Raw genomic sequence first — 20,006 nt, 5'->3', positions numbered from 1 at the left:
AATTACCACCATACCTTCTCTATTTTGGTATATTACAGAAAAAAGTATACAAAAAAAGAAAGTGAATTACTCCACTTCCTTCTCTTTCTTATCACGAAAAACTAATGCACTATGGTTATACTCCACATCTTTCACTTGTAATCGGGCATTTATTACTCTAGCTACTGCAAATAAATAGTCAGATAATCTATTTACATACTTTAGAACAACTTCATTTATTTCTCCTTCTTTTTGTAAGGACACGATACATCGTTCTGCTCGCCTTACAACTGTACGTGCAATATGAATAGCAGCTGCCGACTCGCTTCCACCTGGTAAAATAAAGCGCTCTAGCGGCGGTGCTTCTTCTATATACAAATCAATCTTTCTTTCTAAGCTTTCAACCATCTCAATTGTCACCTTATAAGGAATTTTTTGTTCCACTATTGCCAAGTCTCCTCCGCAATCAAATAGCTCATGTTGAATATTTTCGAGCTCATTGTAAATATCTCTATAAGTCCCGCCTTGAAGCTTAGTCATTGCATATCCGATATGAGAATTCGCCTCGTCTATTGTTCCATACGCTTCCACACGGATATCATCTTTATCAACTCTACCGCCTATTACACTTGTCGTTCCTTTATCTCCTGTTTTTGTATATAATTTCATTTCTTCACAGCACCTCTCTTGTTATTCTTTATTCGAGCAACATAGAAAAAAGTTCTACCATTCTTTATTTAATTGAGTTTACAAAAAAATAAAAAACAGCAGAACTTTATTCATTATCAACTTTAAAAACACATATCTAAATTATACGATTCGGTAAATATACAGAGAATGTAGTTCCTTCTCCAACAACACTTGAAACAGAAATTTTACCATCATGACCTTGAACAATATTTTTCGCAATCGCAAGCCCGAGTCCTGTTCCACCCTTTTTCCCACGTGTTCTTGCTTTATCAGCTTTATAGAAACGATCAAATAAAAATGGAATATCCTCTTCTGGAATGCCTGCACCCGAATCTTGTACTTCAAAAATGAGGCCATTATTTTTCGAATCAATTACAAGCGTTACATGTCCGCCTGCATTCGTATGACGTATTGCGTTATCAATTAAATTCGTCAATACTTGCTCCATACGATCTGCATCAAACGGGTATTGTTCAATTGAATCTTTGAAATCAACCGTTAACGCGACCTCTTTATCCTTTGCAATCCCTTGGAATTTACGACCTATTTTTTCAACGAAAGGATGAATATCAACTTCACCTATATGTAACTCTACATTACCACTTTCCATGCGTGCTAAATCTAATAATTCATTTACAAGTTTACCTAAACGAACGGATTCATCATAAATGATTTGAACAAACTCATCAATTTCTTCTTTCGTTTGCACAATATCATCTAAAATCGCTTCACTATACCCTTGCAGCATTACCATTGGTGTACGAAGTTCATGCGATACATTCGCAATAAAGTCTTGACGCATCTTTTCAAGACGGCGTTCTTCCGTCATATCTCGCAGTACCGCTACAGCTCCACGAATTTTCGTTTGATTGTAAAGCGGCGTCATAAGAACTACATAGTTCCCTTTTTGTAAATTAATTTCAACAACTTGTTGTTGTTCACTTTCTACAACAAGATGGAATAGTTCCACAAGTTCAGAAGGTAGTTTTTTACTTAGCTCTATCTCTTTTTCTTCTTGCCAAACTTGTAAGAAATGTTCGGCCGGCGGATTAATTACAACGACTTCACCTTCTTGATTTAACGTAATAACCCCATCTGCCATACTACTTAAAATACTAGCTAACTGTTCTTTTTCTTGCTGCAGTGCATTCATATTAAACTTCAACTGTTTCCCCATTTGATTTAAGGCCGTTGCAAGCTCACCAATCTCGTCCTGAGACACCATAGGAGCTTTCGCATCAAACTTCCCACGCGCCACCTCAAAAGCAACTTCACGCATTTTACGGAGTGGTGCTGTAATTCGAGTAGACAAGAAGAATGCAAAGAACGTTGTTAATATAATCGCAATCCCTGCTGATAAGAATATAAAATCAGTCGTTCTCTCCATGCCTTGTATCGGTACTTGTAAAGATTCGTATACGAACACTGCACTTTGATTTTTTGACTGCACTGGTTTTCCGACAATCATAATATCATTTTCAGTGTTTTTATTCTTTCTACTATTAGAGGCTTTTCTAATGTTATTCTTAATTTCTTTTTTGTCTGTGAAAACAGCCGCTAATTCTTTATCTTCTTTCAAATCATCCATTGTAAGAGTGACTAACCCTTCTTGTTTCGGCGAAGATGATATTTCTTTACCATCTTCTACAATAATGATCCTTGAAAGTGAATCAGAGAATTTGTACGCGATATTCTCAATCGTTTTTACATCGGCACCTTCTTCAATTAACTCTGAAACACTTGTTGCAACTTTTTGAAGCCTATCTTCACTCATATCAACATAATATGTTCTAAAAAACTGTGAAAGTAAAATCGCAACAAATCCAAGCACAAACGAAACGAGAAGTAATATAGTCATCCATAACTTCCCTACTACACTTCTCCAAAGCATCAGTCGTTCACAACCTCAAATTTATAACCTACGCCCCAAACGGTAACAATCATCTTCGCAGCATCTGGTGATTTTTTACTTAACTTCTCACGTAAACGCTTTACATGCGTATCAACTGTACGTAAATCTCCGAAGAATTCATATTGCCATACTTCTTTTAACAATTGCTCACGATCGAATACTTTATCAGGAGCTTTCGCTAAAAATAATAGTAACTCATATTCTTTCGGCGTTAAGTTTACTTCATTACCATCTGCAGTAACACGGTGTGCATCGTTATCAATTGTTAAGTGCGGGAATACAGTAACATCTTTTGTCGTTGTATCTTGTGTAAAGAATGTTGTTGGTACAGCACGACGTAATACCGCTTTCACACGTAGCACGACCTCACGTGGACTAAATGGCTTTACAATATAATCATCTGTTCCAACTTCAAATCCTTGTACTCTATTTACTTCTTCACCTTTTGCTGTCAGCATAATAATTGGTGTCGCTTTCTTCTCACGAACCCCTTTACATACTTCAATGCCATCTTTACCAGGCATCATAAGATCTAATAAGATTAAATCGTAATCATTTTGCAACGCCATTTCTAAAGCTGTATCACCATTATCTGCTTCTTCAATTGTGTATTGTTCTCTTTCTAAGTACATTTTCAATAAACGACGAATACGATCCTCATCATCTACAATTAAAATTCTTGATTCATTTTCCATCTCTACCCGCTGCGTACTCTCACCTCAGCGGTTCACACCTACCCTTCTTTACTATTATGTTGCGCTATTCTCGTTTATTTAAGCAATCTTCTAAATGTTTCACTTCCCATATTATGCTTCACAAGAATAATAAATTTTGTTCAATTTTTTTCCAAAACTATGTATTTTTTTTGAACAGTATATAATGTCCTCGACATCATTTTACAAAATCAACCGCTACTTTGTCATGTTTTTCTCAAAAAAGAAGAAAAGTTGACAAAAATAAAATAGGAAAGTGACATGCACTCTCCTATTTTATTTCTCTATGCATATGAATGTAAACCGGCAATAATTAAGTTTACTACAATAAAGTTAAACATAATAATTGCAAAACCAATTACTGCAAGCCAAGCTGATTTCTCTCCATGCCACCCTTTAGATAATCGTAAATGTAGTACTGCAGCATAAAAGAGCCACGTTATAAGTGCCCAAACCTCTTTCGGATCCCAGCCCCAAAAACGCGTCCACGCTATTTGAGCCCAAATCATTGCAAAAATTAACGCTCCTAATGTGAAAACTGGGAATCCAATTGCAATAGATCGATATCCGATTTCATCTAGTAAATCACTATTCGTATTCTTTACTAACGGCTGAAGTGCCGCCGATACTCGCTTCCGTAAAACAAGCCTTAATACGATATAAAGCAATGTTCCGACTAACACAGACCAAATTACAGTATTTAATTTCTTTGCATTTACAATCGCTGGAACTTCAACTACCGGTTCTAATTTATTTTCTGTCTGTAACTTCCCTTCATGCGGTCCTACTAAAGCTGGAAGATTGTACTTCATTTCCAGTTGTTGTTCATTTTTATCAACCCATTGAAACTTCGCTTCATATTTCATACTAGAAAATACCGTTGTTACTCCAATAAATCCAACTGTACAAACAAGCGTAAACACTACCGTCTCTAGCCAAAATGTCCGTTTACTTCTCGTTGATTGATCTACATTTTTTAATAAATACATGACGCCCGTAATAAAACTAATCGCTAAAATTGCTTGTCCTGCTGCTGCAGTCGTCACGTGAATATGTAACCAATTACTTTTTAAAGATGGAATAAGCGGAGATATTTCCCTCGGAAACATACTTGCATAGGCAATTAATAAAAGCGCAACTGGTAATGCAAATAGTCCAATTATACTTACGCGGTACATAAAATACATTACAATAAATGCTCCTACAAGCATCATGCCGAAAAATGTACCGAATTCAAAAAAGTTACTAACTGGCGCATGCCCTGATGCAATCCACCTTGTAACAAAATATACTGTTTGTGCTATAAACCCTAAAATTGTAATTGTTATTCCTACATTTGCCCATTTATGTCCCTTTTCTTTAATGGCTCCACCAAAAAATAGAGTCGCAATTAAATATAAAATAAATGCGGTAAAGAGAAAGTTACTACTTATTTGCACCATATCGTTTCCCCACCTTAACTAATTTTTTTATCGATTACTTTATCATTTGGCTGTGGAATTGCTGTACCTTCTATTACTCTTTCAATATCTTTCTTTAAACCGAACCAATTTTTATTCGTATGCCCTGCAATCCACCATTCATCATTAACACGTTGTATCCAAATACGGCGATGATTCCAATACATACCTTGAATGACACCAACCATAAATATAAATCCTCCAATACCGAGAATCCAAAGCGTTAAATCTTTTCTTACAGTAAGTGCTGTTGCATTTTGCATTTCAACACCCGCAAACGACATTTTATATTTGTTGTTTCCATCAGGTTCTATATTTTGCTGAATACCAACAAAACTCACTTCACCATCTGGTGTTTCAGGTGTAAACATTTTAAATACAAATGCAGGATTGTTCGGTAATTTCGTTTTTGTATTCGGTTTTCCATTCTCATCAAAATAAAAATCAGGAAAATAGCTTAATAGTTCTAGAGAATAACCATTTCCTAAATCATATTTTTCCTTAGGATTCGTTAAATCTACTTTAATCGGTCCCCATTTTTGATTATTTTCTTTATTTTGCAAGTTGAAGGACATACTTTTAAATTCACTTTCTTTATAATCCACTTGATACACTGCAAATTGATCAAATTTCAGTGGTTCATTTACTCGAATTTCCGCTTCTTTTACTTTTTCCAACTTTGGTTTTTGCCCTGCTATATTTTCGCCCACAGCTTTATATAATACAGCATTCGTTTGGAAGTTTTTCGCAATCATTTTATCGCCTACACGATCAATCGCTTCCTCAAAAACTTCCTTGTCCTTACTTTTATCATAAACTTCTTTTATAAATTTCTCGTTTTTTAAGTAGTATTGTCCATCCGTCCCTGGTATTTCTTTTGTTTCACCATCACGTAACCAAAGTGCTTCGTCTACGTACATACTCGGTAAAAAACGAAGCATCGCACCGAATAAAAAGATAATAAGACCGATATGATTTACATATGGACCCCAACGCGAGAAGCGTCCCTTTTCTGCTAAAACGTTTCCGTCTTCCACTTTCACGTTATAGTTTCTTTTCTTTAAATTCTTTTGCACTCTTTCCAGGTCACCATCTTGCGGTGTACCAGTCCCATATAATCTCTGTCTCTTTAAAAAACTAGGATGTCTTTTTACGCCTTGCTTTTTTAAAGCTTTATAAAGTGGAATAACGCGGTCTAAACTACATATCACAAGTGAAATACCGATAGAAGCAATCAAAATCATATACCACCATGAACCGTATAAATTATTAAATCCTAATTGATAGTATAATTGCCCTAAAAATCCGTATTCTTGCTTATAATATTCAGCTGGTGCAATCCCTGGAGTTATGTACATTTCTTGCGGAAAAATAGTTCCTATCGCTGATGCAGCTAAAGTTATTACGATTAGCCATACACCGACTTTTACAGAAGAGAAAAAGCTCCAAATTTTATCGACTATCGTTTTTGTTTGCGTGAGAGATCTCCGTGCACTCCCCTCATAGCGCATATCCAATAGTTTTGCATTTTCATTGCTTTCAAATGGTTTCCCGCAAGCTTCACAAAAAACGGTTCCTATCGGATTAACATGTCCACATTCACATTTAATTTCTTTCAACACTCTCACCGCCCCTGTATCTATATGTACTATTGTATATTCTAACCTCGAGTTACCGCAATACTCAGAATTTTTAAATCAGAGGCACTATAGACACGCACCTCTTATGTAAAGGCTTTCTTTATTACGGAGTAATTTTCTTTAAATACTCTTCTAACTGTTCTTTCGTTTGTTCACCTATAATTTGCTCCACTACTTTTCCATCTTTATCAATCAAAAAGCTTGTCGGTAATGGACCTACTCCATATGTTCCTATAATCTTTTGTCCTTTATCAATAGCAACTGGGAATTTCAAACCATATTGGTTCACAAAGTTCTTTACTGCAATATCCGTTTCATCTGCATCTAACGCTATGATTTCAACGCCTTTTTCTTTATACTTTGGATATAATTCATTCATATAAGGCATTTCTTTTTCACAAGGTTTACACCACGTACCCCAAAAGTTTAAAAATACACCTTTTCCCTTTAAATCTTTTAGTTCAATTTTCTTCCCTTCTAAATCTGTCACAACAAAGTTAGGTGCTTCTTTTCCGATTTGCATTTTCTCTTTATTAGCAAACAATCCTTGATAAAGGGTAAATCCTACAGCACCACATAAAATGAGTAGAATAATAACGCGAAATAATAAGCGATTTTTCTTCATATTACCTCTCCTCTCCTCGGTAAATGTTATGTATTATCTTCTGTAAATGTTGTATTGAATAAATCACCAGCAGAGCACTCCACTGGTGAATTTTTAACTCTATAGCTTATCTTGGCTTTGTAGAAGCAAGCGCGCGTAATTGTTTCACCTCATGTGGTGTCAATTCTCTCGCATCACCAGGTCGCAGGCTTCCTACTTCTAAGAAAGCATAACGTTCACGTTTTAATTTCACTACTTTACAGTCTAACGCTTCAAACATACGACGCACTTGACGATTACGTCCTTCATGAATTGTTAATTGTACAATAGCCATCTCTTTACGCTTGTCCCAAGAAATAATTTTCACATGTGCTGGTGCTGTTTTACCATCTTCTAATGCAACACCGCGTTCTAACATGCGAATTTTCTCACCTGTTAATGGGCCTTTTATTTTTGCAACATACGTTTTTTCAACTTTATATTTAGGATGCATTAATATATTTGCGAAGTCCCCGTCGTTTGTCATTAATAATACTCCTGACGTATCATAATCTAGACGTCCGATTGGGAATAAACGTTGTGTAATTTCAGGGAAAAAGTCTGTTACAACACTTCTACCTTTATCATCTGATACACTTGAAATTACACCAGTTGGTTTATATAGTAAAAAATAAACAGGTTCTTCTTTTTCAAGAGGGATGTTATTTACTTCTACTTTATCTTGAGGAGTTACTTTTGTTCCTAACTCTTTCACTATTTTTCCGTTAACTTTCACTTTTCCTTGCTGAATTAATTCCTCAGCCTTTCTTCTCGATGCAATACCTGCTTGCGCAATCACTTTTTGTAATCGTTCCATTTCTTTTTTTCACCTCGAATTTATCTTACCTTACATTAGAAAGACTTGGCAACCGCATACGCTTTACGGTTATTCGCTCCATCTCCCTTAAACAACATAGCGATGATATTAAACATATAAAGGTCAAATCATGTTTTTATCCTTTATTATTGTCCATATTTTTCATATTTCTCACAATAAAAGTTCATCATTTTGTCAAAAATACTGCATAAAAAAACCACTATTAAGCTACACCTTAATAGTGGTCGTATACGTATTATACGCGAAATAGCATAAAAAATGAATAGCTTTACTGAAACAATAGGGAAACAAAGACAATCGAGCAAATAATTCCGATTAAATCTGCAAAAAGACCTACTTTTAATGCATCTCCCATTTTTCTAATACCAACAGCTCCGAAGTATACTGTTAAAATATAAAAAGTCGTATCTGTACTCCCTTGCATCGTAGAAGCTAATCTCCCAATGAATGAGTCTGGCCCATATGTAGCAATTAAATCAGTCGTAATACTTAGACCAGCAGAACCTGAAATAGGACGTATTAGTGCTAATGGAACGATTTCTGCTGGAACGTGAATTAAATCTAGCATTGGCTTCATTACTGATATCATTGCATCTAGCGCACCTGACGATCGGAATATAGAAATAGACACAAGCATTCCAACCATAAACGGTAAAATGGAAATTGCAATTTGAATCCCTTCTTTTCCTCCCTCAACGAACGATTCATACGTCGGCACTTTCTTTATCGTGCCATATAAAAGGATAAAACCAATTACACAAGGGATTACCCATAAGGAAATTGTATTTACAATACTCATTTTTTCCGCCCCTTTCTACTCCTTCTTCGGTAAAAATAGCGGTCAATCCAAATTGCTCCAATCATAGAAAGTACTTGTGCAATAAATGTTACCCCAACAATTTCAGTAGGATTGGCTGATTCATATGTCATTCGAATTGAAATGACTGTCGTAGGAATTAATGTAATAGCTGATGTATTTAATGCTAGAAACGTCACCATAGAACGGCTCGCCGAATCCTTTCCTCCATTTAACTCTTTTAGTTGTTCCATCGCTTTAATACCAAGAGGGGTTGCTGCATTACCTAGACCAAAAAAGTTTGCCATCATATTTGATAGAATAAATCCCATGGACGGATGATCCTTTGGTATTTCTGGAAACAACCTTTTTACTATCGGCATAAAAAGTGAAACTAATTTTTTTAACAATCCGGCTTCCTCTGCAATTTTCATTAAACCAAGCCAAAATACTAAAACACTAATAAGTCCTATACAAATCGTTACTGCATCTTTTGCTCCGTCAAATACAGCCTTATTCACTTCTTCCATCGTTCCATTTATCATGGCGTATACAATCCCAATGACAGCCATCGCTACCCATACGAGATTAACCATTGTTCCCAACACCTATCATGTAAGAAAAAATTTCTTTCACATTATTCCAGTAAAGTCCCGTTGTAGCTACTAACTTCCGTTTACTATAAAATAAATTCCGTTCTCCAACTTTCTCATTGCCAACATAAACATCTGTCTTTCCAACCTTTACTCCATCCTCAAGCGTTATACTTTTATCCAGTTCAACTTTTAATAATACGTTCTTTCTTTCCTCTTCAGTTAACGGTACGGAAAAACTATTTTTCGTATAAACATGGTTGGCATACTTCTTTTCATTTATTTCAGCAATTGCTCCTTGTCCTAAAACTTTCGTTTGCTTGAAACGTTCAAATCCTTTATCAAATAGATTCATATGATCATCCCAATCACTAGAAGCACTCAAAGTTACGACAATTAAATCTAGTCCATCTTTTGATGCCGTTGTAACAAGCGTTCTTCCTGCTTTCTTCGTAAAGCCTGTTTTTCCTCCTGTTGCAAATTCATAATAAGACGTTACCAACTTATGTTTATTTTTCCACGGGTAATCCCAAGAATCGGATTTATACGTTTTTGTTCCAAAGATTTTTTTAAATGACTCGTTTCCCATTGCATACTTCGTTAATAACGCCATATCGTAAGCCGACGAATAATGTGATCCATCTCCATCTAAACCATGAGGGTTTGAGAAGTGAGTATCTTTCATTCCAATTTCTTTCGCCTTTTCATTCATTAAATATACGAATCCATCTATACTCCCACCCACACTTTCAGCAATTACTTGCGCTGCGTCATTACCAGATCTAAGCATGAGTCCGTATACTAAATCTTCTAACTTCACTTTTTGTCCAGGCTTTAAATAGATTGCTGATCCTTCCACCCTCACCGCTTCATTGCTAACTGACACCATTTCTTTCATCTTCCCTGATTCAGCAGCTAACAAGGCAGTCATAATTTTTGTTATACTAGCAATTTTTTGTGGTTCATGTTCTGCTTTTCCGTATAATACACGACCAGACTGTTGCTCCATTAATACAGCATTTCGAGCACTGACATTGCTGTTCATCTTTGCATATGTAGGAATCGGCATAACGCTTGCGTACATAATAAGAAGCGTAATGATTACACAAATTCGTCTCATATTTCCCCCCACGTCCTTTTGGCACTTTTTGTACAAGTGTATGCTTGGCCTTTTAAAATATGAACGAAATCTTCCTTCTGCTTCCATTAAAAAAGACGCAGAGAATTTGCGTCTAATATGGTGTCCATTCAATTTGTTTCGCAGTTTCAAACCTTTTTTCTACATCAGGCCAATTTACAACATTCCACCAGTTTTTAATATATTCATCTTTTCGATTTTGGTATTGTAAATAATACGCATGTTCCCAGACATCTAGTACAAGGAGTGGTATCGTATCCCATTGTGTAAATAATTGATGAAGTGTACTTTGCAAAATTTCTAACCTTCCAGACCGGGGCACCCAAACGAGAATTGCCCAGCCTGAACCTTCTACTTTAGAGGCCGCTTCTGTAAAATGTTTTTGGAAACGTAAAAAGCTCCCAAAATCTTGTTCGATTTGTTGTGAAAAAGCACCTCTTGGACTCCCACCACCGTCTTTTTTCATGTTATTCCAAAATATCGTGTGTAAGTAATGACCTGACCCATGAAAAGCCGCTTCTCTTTCCCAATGCTTAATTAAATCAAATTGATTTGTTTTTCTCGCTTCTTCCATCATCTTCTCTGCTTTATTTAACCCTTCCACGTAACTCCGATGATGTTTATCATGGTGTAACATCATAATTTCTTTAGAAATATAAGGTTCTAACGCATTATACGGATAAGGTAATGGCGGGAGTGTATGTCCTCCAATTGGAACAGCTCGTTCGCTATCCCCTCTTTCATATAATTCATATTCCTCTTCTTCTTGCATAAATACTTCCTGCAAGTGATGCTGAATATGTTCTACATCATCACTTATTTCATACATAAACTCTGCATCTGTTTCATACTCATGCTCTTTCATACGCTCTAACAACGCCTGAATTTTATAAGCAAGCATATGGACATCATACACTTCCATTGCGCGGCTATCTAATACGTGAAGAACACTTTCACACCAATTTTCTACTTCATGAAAGTAATCTGTAAATACACCTTGCTGATTCATGTTGCACCTCCCTAATGCTATCCACTTAACTATATTCAATGAAAATCCCTTATATAACTGTACAAAAGGAAAAGAAGCTAAGTCACCTTAGCTTCTTTTCCGCAATCAATATTTGTGTAACATCTTTGTCTGATAATCCGTCTCATAATATTCTAGTTCTTCACGCATCAATTGAAATTTACCTTCTAAACTCTTCATCACTTGCCCCAAAGATGCAGGTGGTGTTTGTTGAAAAACGATAGAATTTTTTCCTGTATATGCAGACCGACTATTTTCATACCAATAATCACTCTTTGGTGAAAAAAACTCTGCAATTACTTGATGGTAAATCTTATATAAAATTTTTTCAGCTGCTGTTTTTCGAAATGGCTGACTATTCAACAAAACAAAACATGCATCATGTCCTTCTTCGCAAAAAACGAGAAGTCGTCTCATTGATGCTAATAACCCTTTATAATATTGCTCATTCCCTGCTGGTGTTTCCTCTAATAAAGAAGGCAACGTATGATAATTTACATAATTGGTTATCAAATTAATAGCATCTTCTAAAAATATAGAAACTTGTTCTGTTTGATTTTCAACCATCAAATTAGACATTTTTTCTCTCTCCTTTGCCATTTCACGCTATTTCTACTCTTTTATTTTTATGTAATTCAGCCAATATTTCTTGTACTTTCGACACCGTTCCCTCATCAAAATATTGTTGAAATTCTTCCAGATTATTTAAATACAAACGTTTTTGCGCACGAAGTTCCCTATCCTTCACTAAACAACATATCGCTACAATATCGCGCAAATATATGTTTTGTTCTTCTACTTTATACACTGGATTTCCTTCAAAAGGAGTAATTTCTTGTAAAACTTCTTCAAAATATCGAACGTATAAAACCGAAAAAGTTTTCTCTTTATCATTTAATATATATGTCACTTCAGATCTGTTAAAAAAATCTTCTGATGTATTAGGTTTCGCCTTTTCTAACTCATATCCTACATAACCTTTTATAATCATATACTCCCCTCCACCTTCTTTCATCTTATTCTAACTTAATTTTCTGATAAACAAAATACTCTTTTAAATATACCTATATAAAAAATAGCTCCCCTATACAGGAATTTACCTTTTTATTTTTCTTGAAGTTTGTCATAATAATATTATTGTCTCAGTTTTCTTATACAAGGAGAGTTGTATTTATGTCGTTTTCATGGAAACGTTTCTTACAAATCGGGAAAATTATCTTCCCATTTGTTGTATTAACAATTGTATTCTTTCAAGCAAAAAAAGAATTAGCGGGCATTTCTTTTTTAGAAGCGATTGATACAATTAAAAACATTCCAACTGGAGGAGTCTTTTTAGCAATTACACTTGGTGCATTCGCTGTATCAACAATGTTCTTTTATGACTATGTTATGCTTCGTTACTTAAAAGCTGATATCCCTGTCCAAAAGATTTTCCGTATCTCGTGGATTGCTAATACTTTAAATGGATTTATCGGGTTTGGTGGTCTAGTTGGAGCCGGCGTACGCACAATGCTTTATCGTCCATACATAAAAGAAAATGGAAAACTTATTAAAAGTATCGCTTGGATGACAACTGCCTTTATTAATGGATTAGCCATTCTTTCATTTCTTGGTCTTATCGGAATATTAGACACGAGATTTATTTTGCATGAAAAACCATGGCTATGGCCTGTTCTTATCTTCTTTGCTCTTTTCGTCCCTATATATATCGGATTTTCTAAATTAAAAAATAGAAAAGCGATGCAAACAGAGGGACAAGAAGAAGAGGAGAAAAACCCAACTGTTTTATACTCATTAGTTTCATTAGTCGAATGGGTATCTGCTGGTATTGTTATGTACGTCATATTACTATTATTTGGCATTGAAATCGAATTCCAAAAGTTTTTAGGCGTATATGTCATTGCTGCTTTAGCTGGTGTCGTTAGTCTTGTTCCTGGTGGTCTTGGATCATTTGATCTTGTCTTCTTAACTGGGCTTGGGCAATACGGCATCGATACAGGTGTTTTGCTTCCTGCTATGTTATTATATCGTCTCGTCTATTACATCTTACCATTCTGCCTTGGTCTCATTTTTGCAGCTTTTGAAATGACAGGAGTAGCCATTAAAAAGTTTGAAGATAAACCCTTTATTGCGCCTGCATTAGAGACAACTGGTGTTATATGGACTTTGCAGCGTGACTTTCTAGGAAAGTTAGGTTCTTGGGCATCTGCTGCTTTAACAGTATTTGCTGGCTTAATGGTTATTTTATCAACTATTCTACCGACAAGTATAAATCGGGCACACGCCTTACATATTCTAGCTCCAAAACATCTTATTCAATTTTCTTTTAGCTTATCGCTAACATTCGGTATTCTCCTCCTCATTCTTTCACGAGGGATATATTACGGAACAAAACGTTCTTATTATATGACGATTGTTTCTTTAATTGGAGCGGCTATTTTTAATACACTAAAAGGAATTGATGTTGAAGAAACTTTTATTTTATTAATCGTACTCGCTGTATTGTATATGCTTCGTAAAAGGTTTGTACGTGAGAAAATGGAAGTCTCACTTTCCGATATCGTAAAAGTTTTTATATTCCTACTTGTAACGTTATATTTATATAAAAACTTAGGTATTTTATTTGCAAGTGCAAAAGAAGCTTTCCAACCTGATTTTGTCGTTCGTAATATTACACAAGTGAAACGAAGTGCATTAGCAGCTGCCTTTTTTGTTCCTACTTTTTTACTAATTGGTTCACTCATTGCAAATCGTTATCGAAATGAATTTCCCGGGCAACCAGCTAATGATAAAAGATTACAAAACTTCTTAGATGAACATGGTGGAAATGTACTTAGTCATTTAGGTTTTTTAGGAGATAAACAGTTCTTTTTCAGTAGTGATGGAAAAGCACTCATTCTCTTCTCAATAACTGGAAAACGACTTATTGTACTAGGTGATCCAATCGGGGACCCTTCCTCCTATCGTACTGTATTGCAAGAGTTTTTAGCTGTGGCTGATCGATTTGGATACATTTGTGTATTCTACCAAATTGAAAGTAAATGGATGAGTTTATATCACGATTTTGGTTATAACTTCTTTAAGCTCGGTGAAGAAGCTGTTGTTGATTTAAATACATTTACAATAACAGGAAAGAAACGCGCTGGCATGCGAGCTACTTTCAACCGTTTTGAAAGAGAAGGCTATACATTCTCTATTCATGAGCCACCTTTCTCAGACGAATTATATGAAGAGTTAAGAAAAGTTTCAGATGCATGGCTTGGTGGAAAAAAAGAGAAAGGTTTTTCACTCGGATACTTCGATCGTGAATATATTAGTCGCGCTCCCATTGCAACATTATCTGATGCGGATGGAAAAATTATTGCATTCACAACATTCATGCCCGTATATCAAAACGGATCATTATCTGTCGATTTAATGCGATATTATCCAGATGCGCCTAGCGGCATTATGGACGCAATTTTCATCCACTTATTCCAATGGGCAAAAGAAAATGAATACCACTCCTTTAATATTGGTATGGCACCACTTTCAAATGTTGGTTTATCCACACAGTCTTTCTGGTCTGAACGAGTGGCTGCTGCAATCTTTAATAACGTTCGTTATACGTATAGTTTCAGCGGATTACGACATTTTAAAGAAAAATATAAACCAGCATGGAGCGGTAAATATTTAGCATTTAGGAAGAATCATTCTTTACCAATTACAATGCTCTCTGTAACAAAATTAATAGGAAAAAGAAAAAACAGCTAAATTCTTAGCTGTTTTTTCTTTTTTGAACTTGTACAATAAATTCTTTTTCATATTTCTTACCATTTATATAGAAATTCCCCCACATTTTATACGTACCCTCGGCAGGAAATGTAATACGGTATTGTAATTGTTCATCCGTATCCACAGGCATAGCGTATAAAAAGTTCTCCTTCGTTTCATCCACGATATAGAGTGACTCTACTTCTCCTCTCTCTGAATGTAATTTCAATTTTTCACCCTTTTTCGCTTGAAACTGAAATGTTAACGTAACTGGTTCATTCGGATGTAATGCGCCAAATAAAAGAGAAACTTCATACTCCCCTATTTTTTTTGTAAGTACACTGTCGATTGGAAATTTCACTTTTTTCTTATTGTTCTCCTCTTTCGTTCTACCAAAATCTTTTCTAGCGAATGACTCTACGGACTTATTTTTATCTTCGTATAAAAATATCGTATATTCTTCATCTTTCGCTATTTTGGAAGATAACTTATATGACCCGTTCCCTGCAAATGTAGGTTTAATTTGTTGTATGTGTTTTAACTGTCCATCTACAATCACTGCCCGAATTTGATCATTTACACCACGAATTTCATTATTCTTTTTGTTTAACAACTGAAATACAATATCTACTTTCTCATTTCCCTTTCCATTTGACACATCCCACTTTACTTCCTGAACATCTCCTACAGTCTCTTCGTTTTCTTGATATTTTTTTATGTAAAATCCTCCTGCCACAATAAGTACTAACGCAATAAGCCCAATGACAAGATTTTTCAAAACATCACCTACCATTTTTATTGTCTCTGTTCACATAAAACTTCTTAAGCTATATATTCTAGATTATGATTTATGAAATCCTCCTATTTTGCACATATTACAAATAATAAAAAGATTTTAATTGAAAGGATTCGTAGTGTATAATGCAAATGATATTGATTTCTATCAATACATTATAAGGAGGACTTTTCATGAGTGTACATATCGAAGCAAAACAAGGCGAAATCGCTGAATCTATTCTATTACCAGGTGATCCATTACGTGCAAAATATATCGCTGAAACATTTCTAGAGGATGTTTCTTGCTATAATAACGTACGTGGTATGTTAGGTTTTACTGGAACTTATAAAGGAAAACGTGTATCTGTTCAAGGTACAGGTATGGGTGTTCCTTCTATTTCTATTTATGTAAACGAATTAATCCAAAGCTACGGAGTTAAAAATTTAATTCGCGTTGGCACTTGCGGTGCAATTCAAAAAGATGTAAAAGTTCGTGATGTTATTATCGCAATGACGGCTTGTACTGATTCTAATATGAACCGTTTAACATTCCCAGGATTTGATTTCGCACCAGCTGCAAACTTTGATCTTTTAAAGAAAGCTTACGATGCTGGAACTGAAAAAGGATTACACGTTCGTGTCGGTAACGTCTTAACAGCAGATGTGTTTTATCGCGAAAGCATGGACATGGTTAAAAAACTTGGAGATTACGGTGTATTAGCAGTAGAAATGGAAACAACTGCTCTTTATACATTAGCAGCGAAATACGGCGTAAATGCATTATCTGTATTAACAGTTAGCGATCACATCTTCACTGGCGAAGAAACAACATCTGAAGAGCGTCAAACTACATTTAACGAAATGATTGAAATCGCTTTAGATGCAGCAATTCAACAATAATACACTAAAGAACTTGTCATACGTCTGGCGAGTTCTTTTTATGTGACTTTTTATAAATAACTATTTTATAAAGAGACAGATTTCTCCCCTCTACTTTATTGTAACGTTTGTTATAATAAAGTGAAACTTTAATCAGTGGTTTTTTTCCATCCCCCACTGATTATTAGTTGAACCAATCAGGCTTTTACGGACAGTTGATCTCCCACCTAACTCCCTTGTATTCGCCGAATTTTGAAGTGGAAGTCTTATTGCCCGAGCGGGATAAAGAAATCATTTACAGTATTTCTCATAAGAGGTGACGCAGTGAAAAACAGAAGTATCGTCTTTAAACTATTTTTATTAACATCAACTTTATTTACAATAATATTCCTACTTTTTTTCCTAGGACAATCTCTATTTTTAGAGAAATTTTATATTAATAAAAAAGTAAAAACAGTTCAAACTGCTTTTGAAAAATTCGTAGATAATTATGACAAAAGTGATAAAAGTTATGAGAAAGTTAGAAAACTAAAACAAGAATTTCATGATAAAACAAATGCCGATATGCAGTTTTTGGATTCTAACGGTATTATTAAAAGTGATAACAATTACTATATCGATGTATTTAATCCCAACAATAATAAACAGTATTCCATTCCACTCAATAACCTTTTAACACCAGAAGAATATAATAAATTCGAAAATTTAGGTTTAAAAAAAGATGTAATAATTAATGTTGATGGAGTCGTACAAGAGAATAATATTATTACACCACAAAAATTAGGAACGAATTATAATCAATGGCAAAACGAACATTTCTATTCGGATTTTCAGTCAATTAATGGTAATCCTTCTAAGAATAGACTTGCAAGCCGATACAAATCTACAACTCGTATCGTCTTTACAGGTGTTATAACTAAGTTACAGCTCCCATCAAAAGCTGAGGTTCGTCTTGCAAATGATATTGAAACATTACAAGCCGTTCAATATTTTGCAGATATTATTAGAGATGGCACTTCTAACTCGAACCAATTAAACACTTTCATATTAGATGGCGGCGAAAATATAAAAAATAGTATCTTTGTAAAGCCGATTATAGAAAACGGAAAGATTACAGAATATGCTTTTGCGATAGCGTCTTTACAACCCGTTAATGAAGCGATGCTAGTTTTAAAAGACTATTATGTTTATGCCTTAATCATCGTGTTTCTCGTTATTATTTTGTTATCCTTCTACTACTCAAAAATCATTGTTAAGCCATTAATTAAAATGAATCGTGTTACAAAAAAAATGGCTAATTTTGATTTCAGCGAGAAATTACCTGTTACAGCCGACGATGAAATTGGTGGGCTTTCCGGCAGTATCAATACATTATCTGTAAATTTAAAAGATCGAATCGATCGATTAAATGTTGCCAATACAAAGTTACAACAAGACATTGAACGTGAACGTCAATTAGAGAAAACAAGAAAAGAATTCATTTCTGGCGTATCACACGAATTAAAAACACCACTGAGTGTAATTAGAAGTTTTGCAGAAGGTATTAAAGATGGTGTTAGTAAGGATACTTCGTATTATACTGATGTTATTTTAGAAGAAACAGAAAATATGAACAGGCTGATTGTTGAAATGTTAGAATTAGCAAAGTTAGAATCTGGTACTTACAAACTAGATATGACGACGTTCTCAATTGGTGAATTAACGCAACAAGTCTATACAAAATTATTATTTAGCATGGAAGAAAAGCATCTACAAGTGAACGTCGATGCAGACCCTTCTATACTTGTTAAAGCAAATCGTAGCCGTATTGAGCAAGTAGTTGTGAACTTACTAAGTAATGCCATCCGCTATACGCCGGATGGAGAAAAAATACAAGTCTCCATTATAGAAGCAGAAGATACCGTAAAAATCGAAATCGAAAATACAGGAAACCCTATCCCTGAAGAAAGTCTTGAAAAAATTTGGGATCGCTTCTATCGCCTAGATGCATCACGTAGCCGTCACACCGGAGGTACCGGTCTCGGATTATCTATTGTAAAAAACATTTTAGACCTCCATCATGCCGAGTACGGTGTGTATAATACGACTAACAGTGTTGTATTCTATTTCAATTTACAAAAAGTAAAAGAAGTCAAATAATTTGTCTTAATTTCACTAGGAGTTCACATGAAATTCACACTCTCCCTTTATAGTAAGAAACAAGTTAATCCTTTCCTTTACACATATAAAAGAGGAGAGTGCGTGAAATGAAACAAGCAGGACAACCTATTCAAAATGAAAAACAATTAGAAACTATCAAAAATATACTTTTACAATCTTCGAAACGTGATGGCTTATTATTCGTATTAGCTGTAAATTCTGGCTTAAAAGTAAGTGAAATCTTACAATTAAAAGTTAGTGATGTAATCGATGAAAATGAAAATGTTCGCCATTCCATTTTATTTTACAATGAAAAAGTGAAGAAACATAAATGGTTTGCTGTAAATGAAGACTTACAGCACGCAATCGAAGACTACATGAAAGAACGTAAAACTTGGAAACGTAATGAACCATTGTTAAAATCTCAAAAAGGAACAAAATCTATTACGAGACAACATGCATGGTACATTTTAAACAAAGCTGCAAAAGAAGTTGGATTAGAAGGGATTAGCTCACATACACTTCGAAAAACTTGGGGTTATTGTGCATACAAATCAGGTGTTGATATTGCATTTTTACAACACTTCTTTGATCACAGTACTCCATCAAAAACTTTAAAGTATATCGGTATTGCTTAATAACTCTTATACATAAAAAAGGTTACCATTTGAAAATTTGGTAACCTTTTTTATATTTCATATTCTCTTTTCTTGTCTCTCCTATACTGTAGTGGTACTCTAATAATAAGGGGGAGAAATTATGAACACACTTACAATTGAATTACCAAAAGAAACGGCTGAAAAACTTGATTTATTAAAACAAGCTTACGAAAAGAAAACAGGTGCTTCTATCTCTGAGAGCACTCTCGTGCAAACACTTATCTCAAAAGAATTTATCCAGGCGATAACTCCTTTTGATTTACAACAATTCATCAACGGAAAAGAACAGCATTAATGCTGTTCTTTTTTTATCTCTATTTAAAATATACAAAGTTTTTTATATATTTTTAGAAAAACCATTGACAATGAT

At 34.7% G+C, this 20,006-nt stretch carries 19 protein-coding genes; 5 read left to right on the top strand and 14 right to left on the bottom strand.

Annotation, left to right across the window (positions count from 1 at the left end):
- Positions 1 to 66 precede the first annotated feature (66 nt).
- From ASE54_RS00995 to ASE54_RS00935, 13 genes are all read right to left on the bottom strand, one after another.
- Positions 67 to 648: a cob(I)yrinic acid a,c-diamide adenosyltransferase gene (locus ASE54_RS00995; RefSeq protein WP_000781273.1), complete on the bottom strand. Its 582-nt coding sequence runs from the start codon at positions 646 to 648 to the stop codon at positions 67 to 69.
- A gap of 136 nt (positions 649 to 784) precedes the next feature.
- A complete protein-coding gene (resE, locus tag ASE54_RS00990) occupies positions 785 to 2,560 on the bottom strand; it encodes a sensor histidine kinase ResE (RefSeq protein WP_000964694.1) in 1,776 nt (591 codons plus the stop codon).
- Positions 2,560 to 3,276 (bottom strand): DNA-binding response regulator ResD, encoded by a 717-nt coding sequence (resD, locus tag ASE54_RS00985; protein ID WP_000426861.1) that lies wholly within the window; start codon positions 3,274 to 3,276, stop codon positions 2,560 to 2,562. The genes resE and resD overlap by 1 nt, the downstream gene beginning before the upstream one ends.
- A gap of 302 nt (positions 3,277 to 3,578) precedes the next feature.
- On the bottom strand, positions 3,579 to 4,736 hold the full coding sequence (gene resC, locus ASE54_RS00980; RefSeq protein WP_000250089.1) for a cytochrome c biogenesis protein ResC: 1,158 nt from the start codon (positions 4,734 to 4,736) through the stop codon (positions 3,579 to 3,581).
- Between the two features lie 14 nt (positions 4,737 to 4,750).
- Complete coding sequence (gene resB, locus ASE54_RS00975; protein WP_000910521.1) at positions 4,751 to 6,376, bottom strand: cytochrome c biogenesis protein ResB; 1,626 nt, start codon at positions 6,374 to 6,376, stop codon at positions 4,751 to 4,753.
- Between the two features lie 121 nt (positions 6,377 to 6,497).
- Positions 6,498 to 7,019: a thiol-disulfide oxidoreductase ResA gene (gene resA, locus ASE54_RS00970; RefSeq protein ID WP_000742195.1), complete on the bottom strand. Its 522-nt coding sequence runs from the start codon at positions 7,017 to 7,019 to the stop codon at positions 6,498 to 6,500.
- 106 nt (positions 7,020 to 7,125) lie between these two features.
- Positions 7,126 to 7,854 carry a 23S rRNA pseudouridine(2605) synthase RluB gene (gene rluB / locus ASE54_RS00965; RefSeq protein ID WP_000440553.1) on the bottom strand — a complete coding sequence of 243 codons (729 nt, stop codon included), beginning with the start codon at positions 7,852 to 7,854 and terminating at the stop codon, positions 7,126 to 7,128.
- 289 nt (positions 7,855 to 8,143) lie between these two features.
- Positions 8,144 to 8,674 carry a spore maturation protein SpmB gene (spmB, locus tag ASE54_RS00960; RefSeq protein ID WP_000029514.1) on the bottom strand — a complete coding sequence of 177 codons (531 nt, stop codon included), beginning with the start codon at positions 8,672 to 8,674 and terminating at the stop codon, positions 8,144 to 8,146.
- The gene (gene spmA / locus ASE54_RS00955; protein ID WP_000247810.1) at positions 8,671 to 9,267 is read right to left on the bottom strand and encodes a spore maturation protein SpmA; all 597 of its coding nucleotides are present in this window, start codon (positions 9,265 to 9,267) and stop codon (positions 8,671 to 8,673) included. The genes spmB and spmA overlap by 4 nt, the downstream gene beginning before the upstream one ends.
- The gene (locus tag ASE54_RS00950) at positions 9,260 to 10,384 is read right to left on the bottom strand and encodes a D-alanyl-D-alanine carboxypeptidase family protein (protein WP_001252627.1); all 1,125 of its coding nucleotides are present in this window, start codon (positions 10,382 to 10,384) and stop codon (positions 9,260 to 9,262) included. The genes spmA and ASE54_RS00950 overlap by 8 nt, the downstream gene beginning before the upstream one ends.
- A 112-nt stretch (positions 10,385 to 10,496) precedes the next feature.
- Complete coding sequence (locus ASE54_RS00945; RefSeq protein ID WP_001075736.1) at positions 10,497 to 11,411, bottom strand: superoxide dismutase; 915 nt, start codon at positions 11,409 to 11,411, stop codon at positions 10,497 to 10,499.
- 105 nt (positions 11,412 to 11,516) lie between these two features.
- Positions 11,517 to 12,008, bottom strand: coding sequence for a YpuI family protein (locus ASE54_RS00940; protein WP_000067555.1), 492 nt, complete (start codon positions 12,006 to 12,008; stop codon positions 11,517 to 11,519).
- Positions 12,009 to 12,030: 22 nt separating this feature from the next.
- The gene (locus ASE54_RS00935) at positions 12,031 to 12,420 is read right to left on the bottom strand and encodes a hypothetical protein (RefSeq protein ID WP_000584359.1); all 390 of its coding nucleotides are present in this window, start codon (positions 12,418 to 12,420) and stop codon (positions 12,031 to 12,033) included.
- Between the two features lie 182 nt (positions 12,421 to 12,602).
- Between ASE54_RS00935 and mprF the strand changes: the two genes are divergently transcribed.
- On the top strand, positions 12,603 to 15,182 hold the full coding sequence (mprF, locus tag ASE54_RS00930) for a bifunctional lysylphosphatidylglycerol flippase/synthetase MprF (protein WP_000010843.1): 2,580 nt from the start codon (positions 12,603 to 12,605) through the stop codon (positions 15,180 to 15,182).
- A 4-nt stretch (positions 15,183 to 15,186) separates the two neighbouring features.
- Here the strand turns inward: mprF and ASE54_RS00925 are convergent, their stop codons facing one another.
- Complete coding sequence (locus tag ASE54_RS00925; protein ID WP_000232602.1) at positions 15,187 to 15,975, bottom strand: hypothetical protein; 789 nt, start codon at positions 15,973 to 15,975, stop codon at positions 15,187 to 15,189.
- Positions 15,976 to 16,151: 176 nt separating this feature from the next.
- Here ASE54_RS00925 and deoD point away from each other — a divergent pair, with 176 nt between their 5' ends.
- The 4 genes from deoD (at position 16,152) to ASE54_RS00905 (ending at position 19,931) form a co-directional block, all read left to right on the top strand.
- The gene (deoD, locus tag ASE54_RS00920) at positions 16,152 to 16,859 is read left to right on the top strand and encodes a purine-nucleoside phosphorylase (RefSeq protein ID WP_000110699.1); all 708 of its coding nucleotides are present in this window, start codon (positions 16,152 to 16,154) and stop codon (positions 16,857 to 16,859) included.
- Between the two features lie 303 nt (positions 16,860 to 17,162).
- Entirely contained in the window at positions 17,163 to 18,977 is a 1,815-nt protein-coding gene (locus ASE54_RS00915; protein ID WP_000797506.1) for an ATP-binding protein, read from the top strand.
- 107 nt (positions 18,978 to 19,084) lie between these two features.
- On the top strand, positions 19,085 to 19,615 hold the full coding sequence (locus tag ASE54_RS00910; RefSeq protein ID WP_000806236.1) for a tyrosine-type recombinase/integrase: 531 nt from the start codon (positions 19,085 to 19,087) through the stop codon (positions 19,613 to 19,615).
- Positions 19,616 to 19,736: 121 nt separating this feature from the next.
- Positions 19,737 to 19,931, top strand: a complete 195-nt coding sequence (locus ASE54_RS00905; RefSeq protein ID WP_001094856.1) for a DUF3924 domain-containing protein — start codon at positions 19,737 to 19,739, stop codon at positions 19,929 to 19,931.
- The last annotated feature ends 75 nt before the right edge of the window (positions 19,932 to 20,006 follow it).

Source organism: Bacillus sp. Root131 (assembly GCF_001429475.1).
In the GTDB taxonomy this organism is placed as follows: domain Bacteria; phylum Bacillota; class Bacilli; order Bacillales; family Bacillaceae_G; genus Bacillus_A; species Bacillus_A thuringiensis_S.
This window is presented reverse-complemented; position numbering and strand designations above follow the sequence as displayed.

Coding starts and splice junctions, on each gene's coding strand:
- resE (WP_000964694.1), bottom strand. CDS start 2,560: ATGCTTTGGAGAAGTGTAGTAGGGAAGTTATGGATGACTATATTACTT.
- resC (WP_000250089.1), bottom strand. CDS start 4,736: ATGGTGCAAATAAGTAGTAACTTTCTCTTTACCGCATTTATTTTATAT.
- ASE54_RS00995 (WP_000781273.1), bottom strand. CDS start 648: ATGAAATTATATACAAAAACAGGAGATAAAGGAACGACAAGTGTAATA.
- rluB (WP_000440553.1), bottom strand. CDS start 7,854: ATGGAACGATTACAAAAAGTGATTGCGCAAGCAGGTATTGCATCGAGA.
- ASE54_RS00935 (WP_000584359.1), bottom strand. CDS start 12,420: ATGATTATAAAAGGTTATGTAGGATATGAGTTAGAAAAGGCGAAACCT.
- mprF (WP_000010843.1), top strand. CDS start 12,603: ATGTCGTTTTCATGGAAACGTTTCTTACAAATCGGGAAAATTATCTTC.
- ASE54_RS00925 (WP_000232602.1), bottom strand. CDS start 15,975: ATGGTAGGTGATGTTTTGAAAAATCTTGTCATTGGGCTTATTGCGTTA.
- spmB (WP_000029514.1), bottom strand. CDS start 8,674: ATGAGTATTGTAAATACAATTTCCTTATGGGTAATCCCTTGTGTAATT.
- resD (WP_000426861.1), bottom strand. CDS start 3,276: ATGGAAAATGAATCAAGAATTTTAATTGTAGATGATGAGGATCGTATT.
- spmA (WP_000247810.1), bottom strand. CDS start 9,267: ATGGTTAATCTCGTATGGGTAGCGATGGCTGTCATTGGGATTGTATAC.
- resA (WP_000742195.1), bottom strand. CDS start 7,019: ATGAAGAAAAATCGCTTATTATTTCGCGTTATTATTCTACTCATTTTA.
- ASE54_RS00950 (WP_001252627.1), bottom strand. CDS start 10,384: ATGAGACGAATTTGTGTAATCATTACGCTTCTTATTATGTACGCAAGC.
- ASE54_RS00905 (WP_001094856.1), top strand. CDS start 19,737: ATGAACACACTTACAATTGAATTACCAAAAGAAACGGCTGAAAAACTT.
- deoD (WP_000110699.1), top strand. CDS start 16,152: ATGAGTGTACATATCGAAGCAAAACAAGGCGAAATCGCTGAATCTATT.
- ASE54_RS00940 (WP_000067555.1), bottom strand. CDS start 12,008: ATGTCTAATTTGATGGTTGAAAATCAAACAGAACAAGTTTCTATATTT.
- ASE54_RS00910 (WP_000806236.1), top strand. CDS start 19,085: ATGAAACAAGCAGGACAACCTATTCAAAATGAAAAACAATTAGAAACT.
- ASE54_RS00945 (WP_001075736.1), bottom strand. CDS start 11,411: ATGAATCAGCAAGGTGTATTTACAGATTACTTTCATGAAGTAGAAAAT.